We start from the raw sequence: 17,797 nt of genomic DNA, 5'->3' as shown, positions 1-17,797 counted from the left end.
TGTAACGTAGTCTCCAATTATTCCGCCATTCCGCGACTCATCGTTATTTTCGATTATTAGTGCGCCGTTGACGACGAAAATTTCTCCTTTTTGTTCATTCGAATGGTTTAGCGAATCGCGTGTTAGTCTAAACCCATGAAGGTCTAAGGTGGTAGTGGTTGCTACCGAAATAAGAAGACATTGTGATAATGTCACGTCTTTGTTTAATATGTAGACTGTGCTTTCGTCTTGAGTCCAGCAGCCTTCGTAAGAATATTTATGTTCAAAATCGGATTCGTTAGACACATAAACCGTATCGATCGGTTCTATCGGGGGGTCTAGGGCGAATGCTCCAAGGGGTAAAAACAGTAATGCCAGGATTATCTTTGTGACTTTCATATCTCCTCCTTTAAAGTGGAAAGCAAATGAAAGTTATAAAAAACTTACCGTTTTGGTTCGGGATAAAGTATTTTTTTTTGAGTAAGGAGGCTTTTAGCAGCTTACAACGAGGGCGATAAGGCCCGCGAACATGGCGATTTTCACCAGTTTTTGAGCGTTTCGGTAGTTACGCTTGTTTGCAAAAACGAGAATCGCGATGACGGCGGGGGTAAAGGCGATTCCGGTGATAATCAAGAAAAGCATGGGGTAGTAACCCTGCGCGACAGGCAGCGGTAAAATGGCCCAGGTGAAAAGGCAAATGAGGCCAGCGAGGCGCCTAGCGGTGGGGGCGCCTGCAATCAGCGGGAACGTCATGATGCCAGCCTTGAGGTCGCCGGTTTCGTCTTCCAGGTCCTTGTAGATTTCGCGGGCGGTCGTGAGCAAAAACGCAAACAGCATCGCGGGGTAGAGAAGTCCGATTTTGTTCGAAATTCCAAGCGTCGATTCGATGGATTCCTTGAGGCCTGTGGGGTAGAACAGGCAGAGAATCAGGGGTGTTGCGCAAAGGAAGGCGACTGTCATGTTCTTTAAAAGCGGGATGTGCTTGAGCCACTTGTTGTAGGCGACCAGAAGTGCGCTGAGTAGCACAAAGAAAATGCAAGCCGTGAAGTTCGTCTTGGTCATCAGGCTGTCGGCAAGGCCCGCCGCAACTGTGAGCACAAGAAGAATAATCCACGCCCTCCGCGCCGCCGCCACCGAAACCTCTCCGCTCACCAGCGGACGCTCCGGGCGATTCAGGCGGTCGCTATCCAAGTCCCAAATGTCGTTCTGAATGTTCGCAAAGGCAATTGCAAATGCAAAACCGAACGCCTGCAAAATAAACGGAATCCATTCGATACCGCCCGCCGTCGTGGGCAATGCCGAAAGCAGGTAGTAGCCAATCACAAGCGTGACCATCGCAATCACGATGTTCACCGGCCGGGACATTTTAACGAGCGCTAGGAGCATGGCGTGAATATAGAAATATTTGTAGAAACGAAAGGTTCTTCTTCCGCTGATCGGCTTTGTTGAAAATTTTACAATCGAAAATGGTATTCAAGTGGCCCAAAAAAGCGTGATAGTAAAGAGGGGTGAATCAATTTCACTCTAAAGTGGAATATCTTGACAATATCTAGATAGAAATATATATTATGAACATAATAATTAGCGAACACGCAAAACAGAGAATGGACGAGAGAGGTATTTCCGAAGAACAGGTAAGGTCTTTCTTTGATTCCAATGGTCCCATCGTATCTTGGAGAATATCTGATCTTGACAGCTCTGTGATTTTGGTAGATACTTTGTTTGATGGACGCAAATTTAGGTTGGCCTATAATGCGCTCACGGATACACTGATTACGCTTTTCCCGAGGAGGTAATTATGACGAACAAGGAACTTGCTTTGGCTCTTGAGAAAGAGTACGAAGAAACAGGCGGTAATGCCGGTACCGCTATGCCTCCGGCACCCTCGATGGCAACAGCCATTGCAATTGTTAAAAAACGCAAGACTAAAGTCGGGACGAGTTTTGATCCGGGCGTTTTGGAAGCGTTCAAGGCGAAGGCTGAACGCGTCGGCATTCCGTACCAGACTCTGCTTAATTCTGTGGTCAAACGCTATACCGAAAGCAAACTTGACATAGAAGTTGCATAGTGGTCGGGTTGCAAATCATACGAAGCTCTCGAAGCCGATCCTTGGGGTCGGCTTTTTCAATTCCTGCGACATTTAACTAAATTTGTCAAAAACGATTGAGGTTACTGGAGGTTCTGTGAAGATTTTTAAAAGCGTTCTTGTCTTGTCCGTTCTCCTGACAATGCTTGTTGCATGCGGAGACGATTCTTCCTCTTCTGTTTCCCCAGAACCGGCCGGTGATTATTCGTCTTCGAGTGGTAATCTCCAATCCTCGTCATCTAAGGGTTCGAAAAATTCTAGTTCATCAGTAGAAAAGCAGAAATCCTCTTCTAGTTCTGTAAGCGGTAAGAATAGTAGTTCGTCGGTGGTGGAGTCAAGTAGTAGCGTGTATCTTTTTTGTAACGAAGGTGATCGGGATACGGTTGTAAAAGAATGGGGAATAAAATACTATCGTTGTGAAAATAACGACTGGATTGTAGATACAATTGTCTATGTTGATTTGCCTAAAGTTTATCCCAATATGGATAGCCTTTTTGCTACGGAGTATGATCCTATCTATAGCGAGTTTGAAGATCCTCGCGATCATCAAGTGTATCGGACGACAATTTTGATTGATCGTAACGGCTCTGATAAAACAATAGAGGTCTTTGCCCAAAACTTGAATTACGGGGTGATGATAGATACTAGCGTCCTTGTACGCGATGACAACAAGGTGGAAAAATACTGTGATCTAAACGATGAATGGTTTTGTAATAATGGTTGGGGTGGAAAATATGCTTGGAGTGAGGCAATGGGGTTGCCAGCCAAATATGATTCAGTTCTTTGGAAAGATACCGTTGGTGGCTACACCCGCATACATCAGGGAATTTGTCCAGATGGCTGGCATATCATGAACGGTTATGAGTGGAAAAACTTTGCGTCGTCTGCTGGACAAGATTTGGTTTCAAAAGCGAATTGGGAATTGAATAATCGATATGTTAATTCTTCTGGAATGTCTGTGCTTTTCACGATGAGAGCGTATGAACTGAATTGGGGGCAAGCAAATTTTCTGCTTCCTAATGAGTCTAGTTCTATTGGAACTTATGTGGTTACCATTGTGGAAAATTATGTTTGGCTTGGGAATAATGATCATTTAGGGAAGCATATTCCCTATAGCGTTCGTTGCGTAAAGGATTACTAATCCTTTATTGATGCGGAGCAGGCTGAGCCGGTGCGCTTTCTGATAAACGCTCCTTTCTCGGATAGGAGAGGAGATCCCCGCCTTCGCGGGGAAGACAAATTAGTGGCATGACAGTGAGCCCTAAGGCGGAAGAAGATGAGTCGTTGAGCGAACATTAGAGGCCGAAGGCCGAATCCATGTGAGCGAAACGAGCTCGTCTCTGGAGCCGTGGGCTGCTTTGAGGCCGGGGCGTTGCGGGGCGGCGAGCGCCCGCAGAGAGGGTACTGGAAGACCCGGCGAGACGGGGCTGCAAGTAGGGGGAGGCGTCCCCCTTTTACTATATTTGCGGTATGCCGTTTTTTACCAAAAGCAATCTTGTGGACTTGCGGGCGGAAGCCGAGCAACTTTCGATATGCGTGGAGCATTTTCTGTATGCGTCGGAGCATATCAACGAAGGCGACTACAAAACGAAGGGCTTTTACGACAACTGTATCGAAAAATGTAATGGAAGACTCAAGGCGATTCATTTTTTAATGGAGTCCATTCGTCAGGATAGGCCTGTTTCAGAAGAAGAACTCCAGGAAACGCTTCCGGATTTTTTAAATTGCAAGAAAGATGCTAAATAACGAATTCGATGACGAACCGGAACCGCTCCGTCGCGTAAAGCCGACCCGCCGCGATCACCGCAGCAGGCGTATTGACGTGATGCGTGAATTGGAATCGGGCGTGGTAGACGAGCGCCCGGTCAAGGAGCGTTTCAGTCGCGAATTCAAGAATCCCCGTATCAAGAAAATCAAGGATCCGCTCGAAAAGATCGACGAGAAGGATTGCGTCGAGGGCTTGGTGGTCGAAGTGCATCGCCGCACTTGCGAAGTGCGCTTGCCGGAAGAAGGGACTGTCACGGCCATGTACCGTGCGACGACTTCGAAGGCGCTGGGAGAATTCCCGGCGGTGGGTGACCGCGTGCTTTTGGGGCAGGTGAACGAAGACGAAGATTCTGGCGAAGGCGTTGGCTCGCAGAAGTATTGCGTGGTGCGAGTGCTCCCGCGAAAGAGCGAACTCAAGCGCCCCGGTCCCCGCGATAGCTTTAGGCGTAAGCTCACCCTGGCAGCGAACATTGACCAGGTGGTGATTGTTGCGAGCGTGACGCAGCCGGAATTCAACTACGGATTTATGGACCGCTTCTTGCTGGCGGCTAACCTGAACAACTTGCCGTTTGTGCTGGTGCTGACCAAGATGGACCTGCTGCCGAATGGCGAAACTGACCTGAACGACGATATCCGCGACTTCATGAGTATCGTGGACAAGGTGATTCCTGTGAGCGTGAAGACGGGTGTGGGCCTGGAACGCCTGCGCGAGGAACTCCTGGGCAAGTCGTCTGTGTTCAGCGGACAGAGCGGCGTGGGTAAGTCGACGCTGGTGAATGCCTTGGTACCGGGTGCGGAACTCGAAACGGGTGCCGTGCGAGAACGCGACGGAAAGGGTCGGCATACGACGACTTCTTCGAGCCTGTTCGATTTCCCGGGTGGCGGCTACGTGATCGATACGCCGGGGATCAGGAGCATTGGTCTTGCCGACGGTGATGATGACATGGACGGCGAGACTTTGGCGAAGATTTTCCCGGGATTTTTCGAGGGTGACTTGTTTACTTGCAAGTACAGCAACTGCAAGCATCTGAAGGAACCGGGCTGTTCTGTGCGCGCAGCGGTGGAATCGGGCAAGCTTTCGCGGGCCCGCTATGCGAGTTATTTGAGAATTTTGAATTCTAGGAACTAGGTTTGATGGATATTGCGATAAAAATTACCTTGGTGGCGTCGATTGTGCTGGTGGGCTATAACCTGCACCAGTTGGTGACGAGTTACGAGGCAATTTGCGAAAAGGTCAAGGAATTCAAGGCGATGGCGCTGGAGAACGATTCGGACGAAAGTTCGATCCGTCGTTCGAATTTCTTGCTGACCGGAACGCTTTCGGTGCTGTTTATCTTGCTGACTTACCTTTCGGGCTTGGCCTACTGGGTGGTGGGCGTCGTGTTTGTGAAGCTTGCGGTTTCGATGTACTTGTCGCATTTGGAAATTTCGCAGATTTTCAAGGAAAATTCGATTCGCCCGAAGTTCTTCAAGATTACCAAGGTAGATGCCGCGGTGAATGTCTTGATGGGGCTTGGGGTGGCGGTGATTGCCGTATCGTGAGGTGCCTATGAAAAAGATAATCGCCCTGCTCGTGTTTGCGCTGTTCGCCTGCGTTCCGGCCTGGTCGCAGATGGAAGCGGCCATTGACCCGACTACGGGGGCTGCCACGGGAACTTCTGCCGGACCGTTGCTGAACGGGATCCGTACGCCGCTGATTGTGGGCGGTGCGCTCGGCTTTGGCTCGGGCACGGGCGTGGGTTCTGACCGCGGAATTGGACTCCGCCAGATTGAACCGATGATCGGTATTTGGTACCCGGGACTTGCGCTGTTCCGCGTGGGGTATGGCATGTACGGTTACGAAGAGGATGCCGATGACGGAAAGGACTACCAGGTGGACCATTCGGAAATGGATTTCGAATTGGGGCTCCACTTGCTGGGCGAAGTCTATTTGCTGGGGTCGTATTCTCGCGTGAAGGAACTGAGCGACTTGGGCGACGTGGCCTGGAACGAATGGGGCGCGGGCTTTGGATCGCTGTTGTTTATTTTCTCGAAGACGATGCTGTTTGCCGAAGTCGCTTACCGCTGGGTGCTGACGCATTACGATCCGTTCCTGGACAAGAAGGTGCACGGTGGCCGTATCCAGATGAACTTGGGATTCTCGGTGTACGTGTTCTAGTGGTTTAATTTTAGGGATTTGTTTTGTCTGATTTTAAGAAGAATGTTGCTGTTTTAGGGGGAGCGTTCGATCCGGTTCATTTGGACCATATTAGGGTAGCAAAGACTTGTCTGCAAAAAGGATTTTGTGACGAGGTGTGGTTTATGCCAAGTCCCGACCGCTGGGACAAGAAGCTGAATGCGAGCCCCGAAGACCGCTTTGCCATGCTGGAACTCGCCATGGAAGGCGACCCGCGGCTGATTCTTTCGGACTTGGAAATTGAACAGGGCGACTTTCGCGGTTCGTATGTGTTCTTGTGCGGGCTTAAGGAAAAATTTCCGGACGTCAATTTTCGCCTGCTGACCGGTGCCGATACCTACGACGGCATTCCGCATTGGCGCGACCCGATGAACTTTTTCGGCACGAACTACAATGGACACCTCCTGTTGCGCGACATTGAACTGATTGTGTTTGCCCGTAACGGTTACCCGAAGCCGGATATTGTAGAACACAAGGCGAAGGGTTATGCTGACCTTTTGTGGCTTGGGCCGGAGCAGGGCTTTGAAGGCGTGTATTCGAGTACCGCGATCCGCAAGGCGCTGCTGTGCGGTGAAGAACCCAAGGGCTTGCACCCGAAGGTGTACGAGTATATCAAACAGCATAATCTGTATAGAGAGTAGATGGATGGTGTGGAATGTGTAATGTGAAATGATTAATTACTAATCGCACATCACACATCTCTCATCTCACATCCCACATTTGAATCCTGTAACCCGATTTTTCTTATGCCAGTACCTTCAGATATGTATTTCGAGAGCGTGGTGCAGCCGGAGCATGAAGGCTGGCTGTTGCTCGATTCTCTTTGCAAGCGTTTTACTTACCACAGTCGCGAATTGTGGGGCGAAAAGATTGCGAACGGCTTTGTGGCGGTAAACGGCGAAACTGCGAATCTGGAAACTATTGCGCACCGCGGCGACAAGGTGGTGTACCACGTCACGAACTACACCGAGCCCGAAGTCCCGACAGATTTTAAGGTCGTATTCGAAGACGACGAATTCATGCTGGTGGCAAAGCCTGCGGGCGTGCCGGTGCATCATACGGGCCATATATTCTACAATACCTTTACGTCGATTGTGCGTCGCGGAACGGATTACGAAACCGCGACCCCCATGCATCGCCTGGACCGCGATACGGGCGGACTCATGCTGTTTGCGAAATATGCGGAGTCGGCTGCAAGATTCCAGAAAAATCTGGATCGCATTTTGCTGAAGAAATTTTATATGGCGGTCGTGCGCGGGGACTTCGCGGTTGAAGGAACCCCTGCGGGCGAGCCTGTAGACTGCACGATGCCTTTGCGCGAAGACCCCGCGGACCGCTTGCGGCTTCGCATGCATCACTTTGCCGATGGCAAACCCTGCCACACGCGCTTTAGAAAGGTGGGTGTGGGCGAGTTATCGCAGCCGGTGGCAGGCGAGTCGAAGTACTCGGTGGTGGAGGCGGAACTTTTGACGGGCCGCAAGCACCAGATTCGTGCACACCTCGCAGAACTCGGGTACCCGATTCTGGGCGACCGCCTGTACAGTTTTGATGGCGTTTACTACGAGAAAATGTCTCGCTCCTGGTCCCGCGATCCTTCTGTCGACAATTCCGAAGAAGGCCTTTCCGCCGAAGACCTAAAGGCCCTCGGCGGCAAGTCGCAGATGCTTTATGCGTACAAGGTCGAAATCCAGTTGCCTTACTGGAAGGAATCGCGTGTTTTCGACTGCGAAGAGTACCCGGCAGACATGGCGGTGCTTGTCCAAAACGCCAAAAAGAATGCGTAAGTTGCAAAAAAGCCCTCGAAAATGAATTTTTTCAAAAAAAATCGCAAAAATTCGCACTTACCCCTTGACGAAATATTCTGAATATCTATATTTGGTGCCGTCGATGAGAGCGATCTCAACGACCGAGTCTAACGACTAGATTGCTTCATAGCTCAGTTGGTAGAGCCCGCGACTGTTAATCGCGTTGTCCTTGGTTCGAGTCCAAGTGAAGCAGTGAAAAAGGTTCCGATGCAAGTCGGAACCTTTTTTGTTATACTTGGGAAAGGGAACTCTGTTGCAATGAAGGAGAACGGAATGCGCAAAGTTTTTTTGCGATACACCATGTTGTTGGCGGCGCTTGCCTTGGGGGCTTGTGGCGGTGACGACAAGGTTGTGGAGACTGGTTCTTCGGTTGATTCCCTCGAAGACGATTTTTTTGACGACGACCTGAATGTGGAGACTCTGGGACCGTGTGTCGAGAATCCGAACCCCAAGCAGTCTTTGGTGATGAATGACGGCACGTACTACCAGTGTATAGGTGGCCTGTGGCTCAGGGTGAAACTTTCCAGTTCATCAAAAAAGGCTAAATCTTCTTCTTCAGCGCGGTGGTCCAGTTCGTCTAGTGAAACGAATAAAGAATCCTCGTCGTCTGAAGGCGTGTCTTCCGAAGCGGTGGAGTCTTCTTCTGAAAATTCGGTCGCGAGTTCTTTGGAATCTGTACCGGAATCATCGTCGTCGGTAAAATCTTCGTCTTCGTCGCATGTGGACATAGACTTGACGCTTGAATACGACTGTTCTGAATACGATTGTGTCTATACCGGCAACCTGAATTCCAAGATGCTTGGTTCCGGCATCTATGGTCAGTTCTTGGATACCCGTGACGGTCAGGTTTACCGTACAGTGAATATTGGCTGGCAGACTTGGATGGCTCAAAACTTGAACTATGCCTCCGAAAAAAGCGCGTGCGAATATGATCATGAATATTATTGTACGCAATTAGGTCGCCTTTACTATCAGAGCGAAGCTTTGACGGTTTGCCCCGAAGGTTGGCATTTGCCGAGCTCCAAAGAATGGGACGAACTAGAAGCTTATGCTGCCATTGAGCTTGAGGATAGCACCATAGTGGGAGATGGCTTGAAATCCGTTAAATCCTGGCCTAATGAAGTCGGGTTTGACCTGTTTGGGTTCTCGGGCATTGCCACCAGCTTTTTTGGAAAATCGGACATCTGTAGCGGCGTTCACGGCTCGTTTTGGACTTCTGATGATTACGAATATCGCTGTCTGTTGGATGATTGGGGCAATCTGCGTTCCTTTAAGCAGACCAGTAGCGCCGATTGGGTAATGTCTGTCCGCTGCATTTTGGACGACTAGGCGGCCGAGATTTTCTATATTAGGCCCCGGAGGCATTATGCTGAAAAAATTGATTGCCATTCTGTTTGCCGCTGCGGTTTTTGCCGTGGCTGATCCCATTGCTATTGAAGGCCGCTTGACCGAAATTCCGGGCAAGATGCCGAGTAACGACCTGTACAGCTACGTGTACGTGTTCAAGTACAAGGTGCTGAAGGTGGAATCGGGCAAACTCGATGCCAAAGATGTGTTGGTTGGCGTTTACAACCCGCTGATTGCTCGCGGTAAGGTCAAGGACAAAATGGCCGACAAGTCCAAGGGCAATGTAGGCGAATTCAAGGCCAAGGCCAAGCATAAGCTCAAGCTCGTGCCGCTCGAAGGCAACTGGGACGGCGCTGTCGAAGACGAATACTTTGACGACGAATCTCCGCGTTACCTTGCTATCGAAGTAAACGAGTAGTTCGTGGTCTTTTCTTCCCAGTTATTCTTGTTCTATTTCTTGCCGACGTTCCTGGTCGGCTACTTCGTGTTGTACAAGCTGCACGCGAAGCATTCTCTATTGAATTTCTTTATCACGGTTTTCAGCTACGTTTTTTACGGATGGCTTGAACCGTGGCTCGTGTTCCTGATGTTCGGTTGCACCCTGGTGGTGTACGTGGCCGGCCGCTTTATTTCGGCTCCGGGTGCTTCTAAACTGCAACGGAATCTGGCACTGGGGGCCGCTATTGCGGTGAACCTCGGGGCGCTCGGTTACTTTAAGTATTACATGTTCGGCATGGGCGTCATCAATGACGTCATTACAAAGCTCGGTTGCGAACCGTTCTCTGTCATGACTGTGCTTTTGCCGGTGGGTATTTCGTTCTATTCGTTCCAGTCCATGAGTTACGCCATTGACGTGTGGCGCGGGACTGCTCCTCCGGTAAAGGACTTTGCGACATTTGCTTGCTACGTGGCCTTGTTCCCGCAGCTGGTGGCGGGTCCGATCGTGCGCTACAATACTGTGGCCGAAGAACTGGCGACCCGTACGCATACGCTCGAAAACTTTGTGCGCGGCATTTCGTTTTTCTGTTTTGGCTTTGCCGAAAAGATATTCCTTGCAAACCAGGTGGGCATTATTGCAGACCGAGTGTTTGCGGCTGATGCTCCTGGCGTGCTCAACAGCTGGTGGGGCTCGCTTGCATACATGTTCCAGATTTACTTTGACTTTTCGGCGTATTCGAACATGGCGATTGGTCTTGGACTTATGCTCGGGTTTCATTTCCCGCGCAACTTTAACGGCCCCTACCGTTCCAAGAGTATTACCGAATTCTGGAAGTTCTGGCATATTTCGCTGACGAGCTGGTTCCGTGACTACCTGTACATTCCGCTGGGCGGAAACCGTGTGGGCACGGCACGCCTGTACTTTAACCTGTTCCTGGTCATGTTCGTGAGCGGCGTGTGGCATGGTGCCAACTGGACCTTTGTTTGTTGGGGCTTGTACCATGCCTTCTTTATGATCGTGGAACGCGCGAACAACAAGAACGCTTTCTATTACAAGGCTCCCAAAGTGGTGCAGGTCCTGATTACGCAGGTGATTGTGCTGTTTGGCTGGGTGCTGTTCCGTGCCGACAATATCGGCGAAGCCTGGCGCATGTGGAAGTGCATGCTCGGGTTCAATGCGGTGAGCTCTGCCGATGCGATTCTGTCTGCTGAAATCTTTACGCCGACTTGCCTGTTCTTTATGGCGCTTGCGGCCTTGCTTTCGTTCTGGAAGTTCCGCAGCTTTGACTGGTGCAGCAAGGTTTCGCCGGTTCGTGTGGTTGTGGCGTTAGCCATCTTTATCGTGGCCATTCTCGCTTTGTTTACACAAAGCTACAATCCGTTCCTTTATTTCCAATTCTAGGATTGCGGCTTTAGAAAAAAGCCTGATTGAAAGTAAAAGAATGTTGTTTGAGTGGGCGGCGGGCTCGGTTTTTTCTAAATTTAGCCCCGATGAATAAAATTATCCGTTCTCTGCTGACTGTTTGTGCATGCTCGTTCTTTTGCTTGACGGGCTGCGATGTTCCATTTTCCAAGGAAGACCCGGTTGTGGTTTCGGTGGGCGAAACCAAACTCCGTCAGGCCGAACTTTACCGTCTTGTCCCTGAATGGGATTACATGACGGACCGCGAAAAGCTGACGTTCCTGGAACATTGGATTGATGAAGAAACCATTTACCAGGAAGCCATGGCCAAGGGCTTCTGGAAGGACCCCGCCGTTCAGGAACAGGTAAGACGTACCGAACGCAAGATCACGGTGGACTATTACTTGCAGACGTTTGCCGACACCATGATGCTCGGCGATACCGAAAAGCTGGATTACTACCACGCTCATCCGGAATTGTTTGTGCGCGGCAGGAACTTGCTGACCGGTGCCGTGATTTACTTTAAGGATTGGCAGATGGCTGAAATGTACCATAAGGGACATAAGAAGCTGACATATGAAACTTATCCGGCTGCAAGCTGGATGGTGAAGCGCATTGAACGCTTTGACACGGTTGCCGTTAGCCCCGATAGCTGCATTTTGCCGTCGTTTACCGATGTGGAATTCGGCAAGCTTTCGCAGGTTAAGCTTTGCGGTGGCCAGCTCAAGGCTGTCGTTGTGCTGTCGAGACTCGATTCTGCCGATGTGTTGCCCTATGCCGAAGTCGCCGAAGATGTGGCTGCCCGCGCCTGGGTCGAACACCAGAAGACCGTGTTTGCCCGCCTGAAGAAGGAATGGAAGAAGGCACGCCCGATTTTCTCGCAGATGAATGTGTTTAGCGAAAAGGAAAAGTAATGAAGTTTCCTGTTGCAGTGAAACAATTTGTTATTTCGTTGAGTGCTTTAGCCGCGTTTGCCATGGCTGAACCCGTGTTGATGGAAGGGGTTGCGGCCGTGGTCGATGGCAAGCCGATTATGCGTTCGGAATTCTTGAATAACTTGTACCGTTTTCAGGAAACGCCCGAAGGTTCTGCGATGTCTGAAGCAGACCAGCGCAAGTACGTGCTTGACCAGATGATTGAAGAAAAGGTCTTGCTGAGCCGCATTGACCGCGATTCTATTGTGATTACCGATGCCGAAGTTGACCAGCGCGTGAATGCTCACTTGTCGCAGCTTGCCGCAAGCCAGAATACGGACCTTGCGACGCTCGAAAAGGCGATTCGTGCCCAGCTCGGCATTAGCATGGCGCAGTACCGCGACCAGCTTTCGAAGCAAATCCGCAACCACATCGAAATGGCCCGCGTGCGCCAGCGCCACGTCGGTTCTGTTACGCCGACCAAGAAAGAAGTGGATGCCTTTTTTGCAAACTACAAGGATTCTATTCCGCAGCAGTTCAACTGCGTGCTCCTGAGCCATATCCAGTTGCCGATTGAACCGGATTCCATGATTGTTGATTCCGTGAAGCGTATTGCGGATGCCTTGATCGATACCTTGAACCTGGGTATGAGCTTTGAACTGTTGGCGAAGGCCCATTCGCAGGATACCTCTGCCGCGAAGGGCGGTGACCTCGGCTACTTTAAGCGTGGCCAGTTGGATCCGGCCTTTGAACGTGCCTTGGATTTGCTGAAGAACGGTCAGTATTCTTCTAACCCGGTGAAGACGAAGCTTGGCTGGCATATTGCCCGCGTGCTCGGCCGTAAAGAAGACGGTGTGCGTTCTGCCCAGATTTTGCTCCGCACGATTCCGACGGCGAAGGATTCTGCCGCGGTTCTTGCCCGCGCCGATTCTCTGAGAAATGCAATCAAGACGACAGAAGGCTTTGCCGCTGCCGCCAAGAAGTTTAGTGAAGACAAGTCCAGCAATTTTGCCGGTGGCCGCCTCGGTTGGTTCCAGCGCAACGAAATGGAACCGGCATATGTGGAACCGGTTGCGAACTTGAACGTGGGAGAAATTTCGGAACCTGTTCTGATTGATGGCGCCTACCACCTGTTCCGCCTGGACGATTCCCGCCAGACTCGCGATTTGACTTTGGATGAAGATTATGGCAAGATTGAACAGATGGCTGCAACCCATCTCGAAAATCAGAAACTTGAAGCGCTGGTGAAAAAGTGGCGCGACGAGGTCCATATCGAAATCCGCATGACGGAATAATTTATTTTTCGTTAAAACAATAGATCGCGGGCCTTATGATTCACTTTAACCACGTCACTAAATCTTACGAGGATAATTGGAAGGCTCTTTCCAATGTGACGTTGCGTATTCATAAAGGTGAATTCGTTTTTCTAACAGGGCATTCGGGTGCCGGTAAGTCGACGCTCTTGAAGCTGATTTACATGGACGAACGCCCGGACGAAGAACGTGGCGGCCAGGTGATGGTGAAGTTTACAGGCGACTGCCTGTATGACAGCAAGAATACACCGGATAGCAAGATTCAGTCACTCCGCCGCAAGATGGGAATCATCTTCCAGGACTTTAAGTTGTTGCCGGACCGCAATGTGTTTGAAAATGTGGCGCTTGCACTCCGCATTGTCGGTACGCCGAGTAAGTTGATTAATGCAGCGGTCTTTGACGCTTTAGCCCTCGTGGGTATTAGCCAGAAACGCTTTGCCATGCCGTATACACTTTCGGGTGGTGAACAGCAGCGTGTGGCCATTGCGCGTGCGATGGTGCATAACCCGTATCTTCTTTTGGCTGACGAACCGACGGGTAACCTTGACCCGAAAAACGCCGAAGAAGTTTTTAAGATTTTCAAGGAAATCAATGCCCGCGGTACGACTGTCGTGATGGCAACCCATAATCCGGACTTTTACTTGAATAGTCCTTTCCGCCGCTTGGTGCTTGACCACGGCGAACTCCTGAACAGAGATTTGATTTAAACTTGAATGCGGCGGATTTCGCCGGGTTTTAAATCGCCTAGCGTGTACTTGTCGAATTGAATGCGCATGAGGCGCATGACTTCGTAGCCGAGGTGGGCGAGCATGCGGCGGATTTCACGGTTCTTGCCTTCGGATAAAGTAATTTCAAGCCAGCAGTTCCTGTCGCCTTCGCTGTGAAGAATCGCGCGCTCGGCGTGCATGAATTCTTCGCTTTCGCCGAAGACGCGGGGCGGAACGCTAAAGCCTTTTTCCATTTGCGAAAGTTCGGCGGCGGTGGGTTTGCCCTTGACTTGCACGCGGTAGATTTTGAGGTGGGTGGCGTCGGTGAGGACGCGGTCCGCCCAGGCTGTGTCGTTAGTAAACAGCAGCAAGCCTTCGCTTGCGGCGTCGAGGCGACCTATGGGAGCGATGTGCGGCATAGGCTTGCCGGGGTACATCTTGGCGAACTCTTCGCGGAATAAGTCCATCACGGTCTTGCGGCCCTTTTCGTCGCTTGCGGTGGTGACGATTCCGCGGGGCTTGTTCATGGCGAAGTAGACGAATTCGCTTGCAGTAACGGGGACGCCGTCGACAAGAATCTCGTCGTTTTCGTAGGCGGGCGATTCGGGGTCGTGCACGGGCTTGCCTCTAAGAATCACGTGGCCTTCGCGCACCAGCTTTTCGGCTTGGCTACGGCTGCAATAGCCGCGTTTGGAAATGACGCGGGCAACGCCGTGGGCGCCTTGCTTTGGGGGCTTGTTGCTGCTACGAAACGCCATTAATGTCATTCCGCACTGGGTGCGGAATCTCCTCTTGTTGCTAAAGTCATGAGCATGTTGTATGATTTTTTGTTTAGCGCGTTGTTGAGCGCGTCTGCTGTAGCAGTGTCTTCAAAACCCATGTCGCGGGCTCGTTCGCCGCAAACGTCGATGCCTAGAATTTTTCGGTTCTGGGCGAGCGTTTGGAGCGTGTCGGTGAGCTGTTCAAAAGTGAGCGAACCTTGATCCCAGTTGGTGGCGGCCTCTGCCGTAGAGAGCGCGTCTTTGTCGATGGATATATAGAGATTAGACGAGTGGACGCCCGCGAGTTCGCTACAGACGAGAGACGAGAGGTTCTCCAAATGATTCTTCAGTTCACTTTCGCGGATGAAGGTAACGCGGTTGAGAATTTCGGCAGAGTTTGCTTGGGTGAGGTCTTTGCGGATTTCTTCGACCAAGTGGTCGGCGACTCCAATAACGATGACGTTCTGCACGAACTTGTTGTGGTCCAGAACCTCTTTAATCCAGCCGCCGCAACTCAAGATTCCTTCGAATCTGGGCGGTTGCATATCGGGGTGGTGGTCGAATACCACCAGATCAAAAGGCTCTTGAACGCTGTCCGTCCAGAGCTTGCTCATATAGTGGTAATTGCCGTTGTCAAAGAAATGAATGCCGAAGGAATCGTTGCCTACACTTTCGATTTGCTGGCGGAGAATGGCTTGAGCTTCGTCGTCGCAGTAGCAGTCGGTGCCGTCAACTTGAGTGCAATCAAACCAATGGATATTCTTGTCGGTAGCCGCAGACTCTAGCAACCCTTGCATAAAGGGCTGCTCGGCGTAAACGCCTGTGAAATCTTGAACGGAAACGACTGGCATAATGACTCAAATATAAACTTATTTGCTAAAGCGCTTGCAGAAGGTGCAATTTTGACAAAGCGGGTGGCGCAATTCGTGCTTTTCAAAGCCTTCGCGGAGGCTCTTGGCGGCGGGCGATTCGAGAATTTCGGCGAGGCTTTGTTCTTGGATGCGGCCAAGCGTAATTTGCCCGCTATGGTCGAGACAGCAGGCGACGACGCGCCCGTCGTGTAGAATTGCTACATGCGTGTCAAGGGCGCGGCATGAACCAGCGGTAGATTTGGCGCGGCTTTCGTCTAACTCGGGCCATTCAAAGCGGGAATCTTGATGCAGGTAAATTCTTCCGGCGACAGGGAAACTCTTGTGTCGGCTGCAGAAGTGCTCCAGCGAAATTTGCGCGCTAGGTTCGGCGCTGCCCGAAGAGCGACCGAATGCTTCGTTGACCTTTGAAATCATGGCTCGATTCCATGTGTCGCTGGCATCGTCGCCTACGTTCCAGAGTCTTAAATTGATGTACAGGTCTGGGCGTACGGCGTTTGCCATCTTGCAAAAGTCAAGAACATCTTGGAGATTGCGCTTGGCAATCTCTGGCGAAAGCTCCGCATAGGCATGCGTTGAAAAGTTCACTTGTCGCGCTGCGGGGGAGGCGAGGATTAATTTGCCGGTGCGCGCAATGGTGGTGCCGTTCGTTGTCAAGTTCAGCTTGAGCTTGGTCTGCTCCAATCTTTTAAGGAACATTCCAAATCCTGGGTGCAACGTAGGTTCGCCAAGCACATGAAAGTAGACATTTTCGGCTACAGTCGCCGATTCGGTAATGCATCGCTCAAACAGTTCCGTACTCATGAATTCGCGCGGCTTATTTATCGAATGGGACGTTGCCGACGAATTTGCCTTTCCGCAAGGGCAAAAGCTGCAGTTCAAATTGCAAACATCCGTGATTTCGATATAGACCGCGTTCATGCGTTACTTGAGTCTCAGCTTTTTCTGGGCGTAAATGCTTTGACCGCCATTGCAAACGAAGGCTGCCACGCAAACGATAAAGAAGGCGGGCAAGGTGTCAAATCCAAAAATCTCGGCACCAATGAAGATGGGGGCCAAGAGCGTGTTGGTGGCGCCACCAAAGACAGCGGCATAACCGAGGGCTGCTGCAAGTGGCAGGGGAACGCCTACCATGGTGGCTACCCAAGCGCCGAATGTTGCACCGATGGCGAACAACGGCGTGACTTCGCCGCCCTTGAACCCGACGGCAATCGTCGCAATCGTGAGTGCAAATTTCAGAATCCAGTCGCTGGCAAAAATCGTCGTTCCAACGGCGGCTCCGTTTGCAAAGCAGAAATCAATCAAGTTCGTGCCCAGGCCCGCGTAGCGGCCCTGCCAGAACAATAGCAACAGAAGGCTAATGGCGATGCCGACAAAGGCGATGCGCTTGACCGCATTCGGCAACTTGTTCGCGGCGAGTTTCTTGGCGAGCGAAAGCAATTTGGCAAAACCGCCGCCCACAATGCCGAAAAGCACGCCGAGCAACGCTAGTTTCAGCACAAATTGAATATTCAAACCGGTTTCGTTCCACAGGAGTCCTGCCACCTTCCAATCCGGGAAAAGCGTAGCCAAATCAACGGAGAACTTTTCAAGCCCGAGCATTTCGGAAACCTTGTAGGCGGTAAATGCAGCGACCGTTGCCGGGAGCAATGCCGACAGATTCAAGTAGCCTACCAGCAGAACTTCGAGCGCAAGCGCAATGGCGGCAAGCGGTGTCTGGAAAAGTCCTGCAAAGCCTGCGGCCATGCCGGCGATCAGCAGAATTTTGCCTGCGTTTTCTACAGGAATCTTTTTGCTGATGTTATGTCCGAGTGTCGCGCCAATCTGAATCGCGACGCCTTCGCGGCCGGCACTGCCACCGAACAAATGCGTAAGCCATGTGCTTACTGCGACCATCGGGATCATGCGCAGCGGAATTTCGTTTTCTTTCCCGTGGGCGACCCCGAAAACCATATCCATGCCGCGCTCGGTGCCTTTGCCAAATTTCTTGTAGCCAAGCACAATTGCGATACCAATCAAGGCGAGTCCCGGAATCCAGTAAAGCGGGTTGGCATCGCGCACCGCACTCACTGCCAAGAGCACCTGCCCAAAGAAAGCCGTAAGCGCTCCTACGACTGCGCCCAAGACGACTGCGGCTACAGTCAAAATCGGGAGCGAAAGCCATTTTTGAACAAATGCGCTGATTCTTGCCTTCATCTGTTCCTTCGCCATGCGCATCATTTGCTCCTTCATT

At 51.1% G+C, this 17,797-nt stretch carries 20 protein-coding genes and 1 tRNA gene; 16 read left to right on the top strand and 5 right to left on the bottom strand.

The genetic code is table 11. The annotated features are described in order from the left end of the window. Nucleotides 1-471 precede the first annotated feature (471 nt). Nucleotides 472-1,365 carry a geranylgeranylglycerol-phosphate geranylgeranyltransferase gene (locus B7989_RS11990; RefSeq protein WP_088628718.1) on the bottom strand — a complete coding sequence of 298 codons (894 nt, stop codon included), beginning with the start codon at nt 1,363-1,365 and terminating at the stop codon, nt 472-474. Between the two features lie 182 nt (nt 1,366-1,547). On the opposite strand from B7989_RS11990, the gene B7989_RS14370 reads away from it, so the two are divergent. The 16 genes from B7989_RS14370 (at nt 1,548) to ftsE (ending at nt 13,934) form a co-directional block, all read left to right on the top strand. Then, complete coding sequence (locus B7989_RS14370; protein WP_088628717.1) at nt 1,548-1,775, top strand: DUF4258 domain-containing protein; 228 nt, start codon at nt 1,548-1,550, stop codon at nt 1,773-1,775. A gap of 2 nt (nt 1,776-1,777) precedes the next feature. After that, nucleotides 1,778-2,047: a hypothetical protein gene (locus B7989_RS11980; protein ID WP_088628716.1), complete on the top strand. Its 270-nt coding sequence runs from the start codon at nt 1,778-1,780 to the stop codon at nt 2,045-2,047. Nucleotides 2,048-2,162: 115 nt separating this feature from the next. Then, the gene (locus B7989_RS11975) at nt 2,163-3,206 is read left to right on the top strand and encodes an FISUMP domain-containing protein (RefSeq protein WP_088628715.1); all 1,044 of its coding nucleotides are present in this window, start codon (nt 2,163-2,165) and stop codon (nt 3,204-3,206) included. A 329-nt stretch (nt 3,207-3,535) separates the two neighbouring features. After that, a complete protein-coding gene (locus B7989_RS11970; protein ID WP_088628714.1) occupies nt 3,536-3,811 on the top strand; it encodes a hypothetical protein in 276 nt (91 codons plus the stop codon). Continuing rightward, nucleotides 3,801-4,961 carry a ribosome small subunit-dependent GTPase A gene (gene rsgA, locus B7989_RS11965; RefSeq protein ID WP_088628713.1) on the top strand — a complete coding sequence of 387 codons (1,161 nt, stop codon included), beginning with the start codon at nt 3,801-3,803 and terminating at the stop codon, nt 4,959-4,961. The genes B7989_RS11970 and rsgA overlap by 11 nt, the downstream gene beginning before the upstream one ends. Before the next feature lie 5 nt (nt 4,962-4,966). Next, entirely contained in the window at nt 4,967-5,374 is a 408-nt protein-coding gene (locus B7989_RS11960; protein ID WP_072799492.1) for a hypothetical protein, read from the top strand. 7 nt (nt 5,375-5,381) lie between these two features. Continuing rightward, on the top strand, nt 5,382-5,990 hold the full coding sequence (locus tag B7989_RS11955) for a hypothetical protein (protein ID WP_088628711.1): 609 nt from the start codon (nt 5,382-5,384) through the stop codon (nt 5,988-5,990). Nucleotides 5,991-6,013: 23 nt separating this feature from the next. After that, entirely contained in the window at nt 6,014-6,649 is a 636-nt protein-coding gene (locus B7989_RS11950; RefSeq protein ID WP_088628710.1) for a nicotinate-nicotinamide nucleotide adenylyltransferase, read from the top strand. Nucleotides 6,650-6,772: 123 nt separating this feature from the next. Then, nucleotides 6,773-7,792: an RluA family pseudouridine synthase gene (locus B7989_RS11945; protein ID WP_233144409.1), complete on the top strand. Its 1,020-nt coding sequence runs from the start codon at nt 6,773-6,775 to the stop codon at nt 7,790-7,792. Between the two features lie 141 nt (nt 7,793-7,933). Beyond that, nucleotides 7,934-8,006, top strand: a tRNA-Asn gene (locus B7989_RS11940). Nucleotides 8,007-8,086: 80 nt separating this feature from the next. Next, entirely contained in the window at nt 8,087-9,142 is a 1,056-nt protein-coding gene (locus B7989_RS11935; protein ID WP_158212914.1) for an FISUMP domain-containing protein, read from the top strand. Nucleotides 9,143-9,179: 37 nt separating this feature from the next. After that, nucleotides 9,180-9,578, top strand: coding sequence for a hypothetical protein (locus tag B7989_RS11930; protein WP_088628707.1), 399 nt, complete (start codon nt 9,180-9,182; stop codon nt 9,576-9,578). A 3-nt stretch (nt 9,579-9,581) separates the two neighbouring features. Then, nucleotides 9,582-11,000: an MBOAT family protein gene (locus B7989_RS11925; RefSeq protein ID WP_088628706.1), complete on the top strand. Its 1,419-nt coding sequence runs from the start codon at nt 9,582-9,584 to the stop codon at nt 10,998-11,000. A gap of 89 nt (nt 11,001-11,089) precedes the next feature. Next, nucleotides 11,090-11,914 carry a hypothetical protein gene (locus tag B7989_RS11920; RefSeq protein WP_088628705.1) on the top strand — a complete coding sequence of 275 codons (825 nt, stop codon included), beginning with the start codon at nt 11,090-11,092 and terminating at the stop codon, nt 11,912-11,914. Beyond that, nucleotides 11,914-13,209: a peptidylprolyl isomerase gene (locus tag B7989_RS11915; protein ID WP_088628704.1), complete on the top strand. Its 1,296-nt coding sequence runs from the start codon at nt 11,914-11,916 to the stop codon at nt 13,207-13,209. Before B7989_RS11920 ends, B7989_RS11915 begins: the two co-directional genes overlap by 1 nt. A gap of 35 nt (nt 13,210-13,244) precedes the next feature. Further along, a complete protein-coding gene (gene ftsE, locus B7989_RS11910) occupies nt 13,245-13,934 on the top strand; it encodes a cell division ATP-binding protein FtsE (protein WP_088628703.1) in 690 nt (229 codons plus the stop codon). On the opposite strand, the gene B7989_RS11905 is transcribed toward ftsE, so the two are convergent. Genes B7989_RS11905 through B7989_RS11890 form a run of 4 tightly spaced genes read right to left on the bottom strand, consistent with a single transcriptional unit; the run spans nt 13,931 to nt 17,760 of the window. Beyond that, nucleotides 13,931-14,692 carry a pseudouridine synthase gene (locus B7989_RS11905; RefSeq protein ID WP_233144408.1) on the bottom strand — a complete coding sequence of 254 codons (762 nt, stop codon included), beginning with the start codon at nt 14,690-14,692 and terminating at the stop codon, nt 13,931-13,933. The genes ftsE and B7989_RS11905 overlap by 4 nt on opposite strands. 5 nt (nt 14,693-14,697) lie before the next feature. Then, nucleotides 14,698-15,546: an arginase family protein gene (locus tag B7989_RS11900; protein WP_088628701.1), complete on the bottom strand. Its 849-nt coding sequence runs from the start codon at nt 15,544-15,546 to the stop codon at nt 14,698-14,700. An 18-nt stretch (nt 15,547-15,564) separates the two neighbouring features. Continuing rightward, entirely contained in the window at nt 15,565-16,485 is a 921-nt protein-coding gene (locus B7989_RS11895) for a radical SAM/SPASM domain-containing protein (RefSeq protein WP_088628700.1), read from the bottom strand. Nucleotides 16,486-16,488: 3 nt separating this feature from the next. After that, complete coding sequence (locus tag B7989_RS11890) at nt 16,489-17,760, bottom strand: chloride channel protein (RefSeq protein ID WP_369829066.1); 1,272 nt, start codon at nt 17,758-17,760, stop codon at nt 16,489-16,491. Nucleotides 17,761-17,797 lie beyond the last annotated feature (37 nt).

It is taken from the genome of Fibrobacter sp. UWB5 (genome assembly GCF_002210295.1).
Classification (GTDB): domain Bacteria; phylum Fibrobacterota; class Fibrobacteria; order Fibrobacterales; family Fibrobacteraceae; genus Fibrobacter.
Note: the sequence above shows the minus strand (reverse complement) of the source record. Positions and strands in the feature narration are given on the sequence as shown.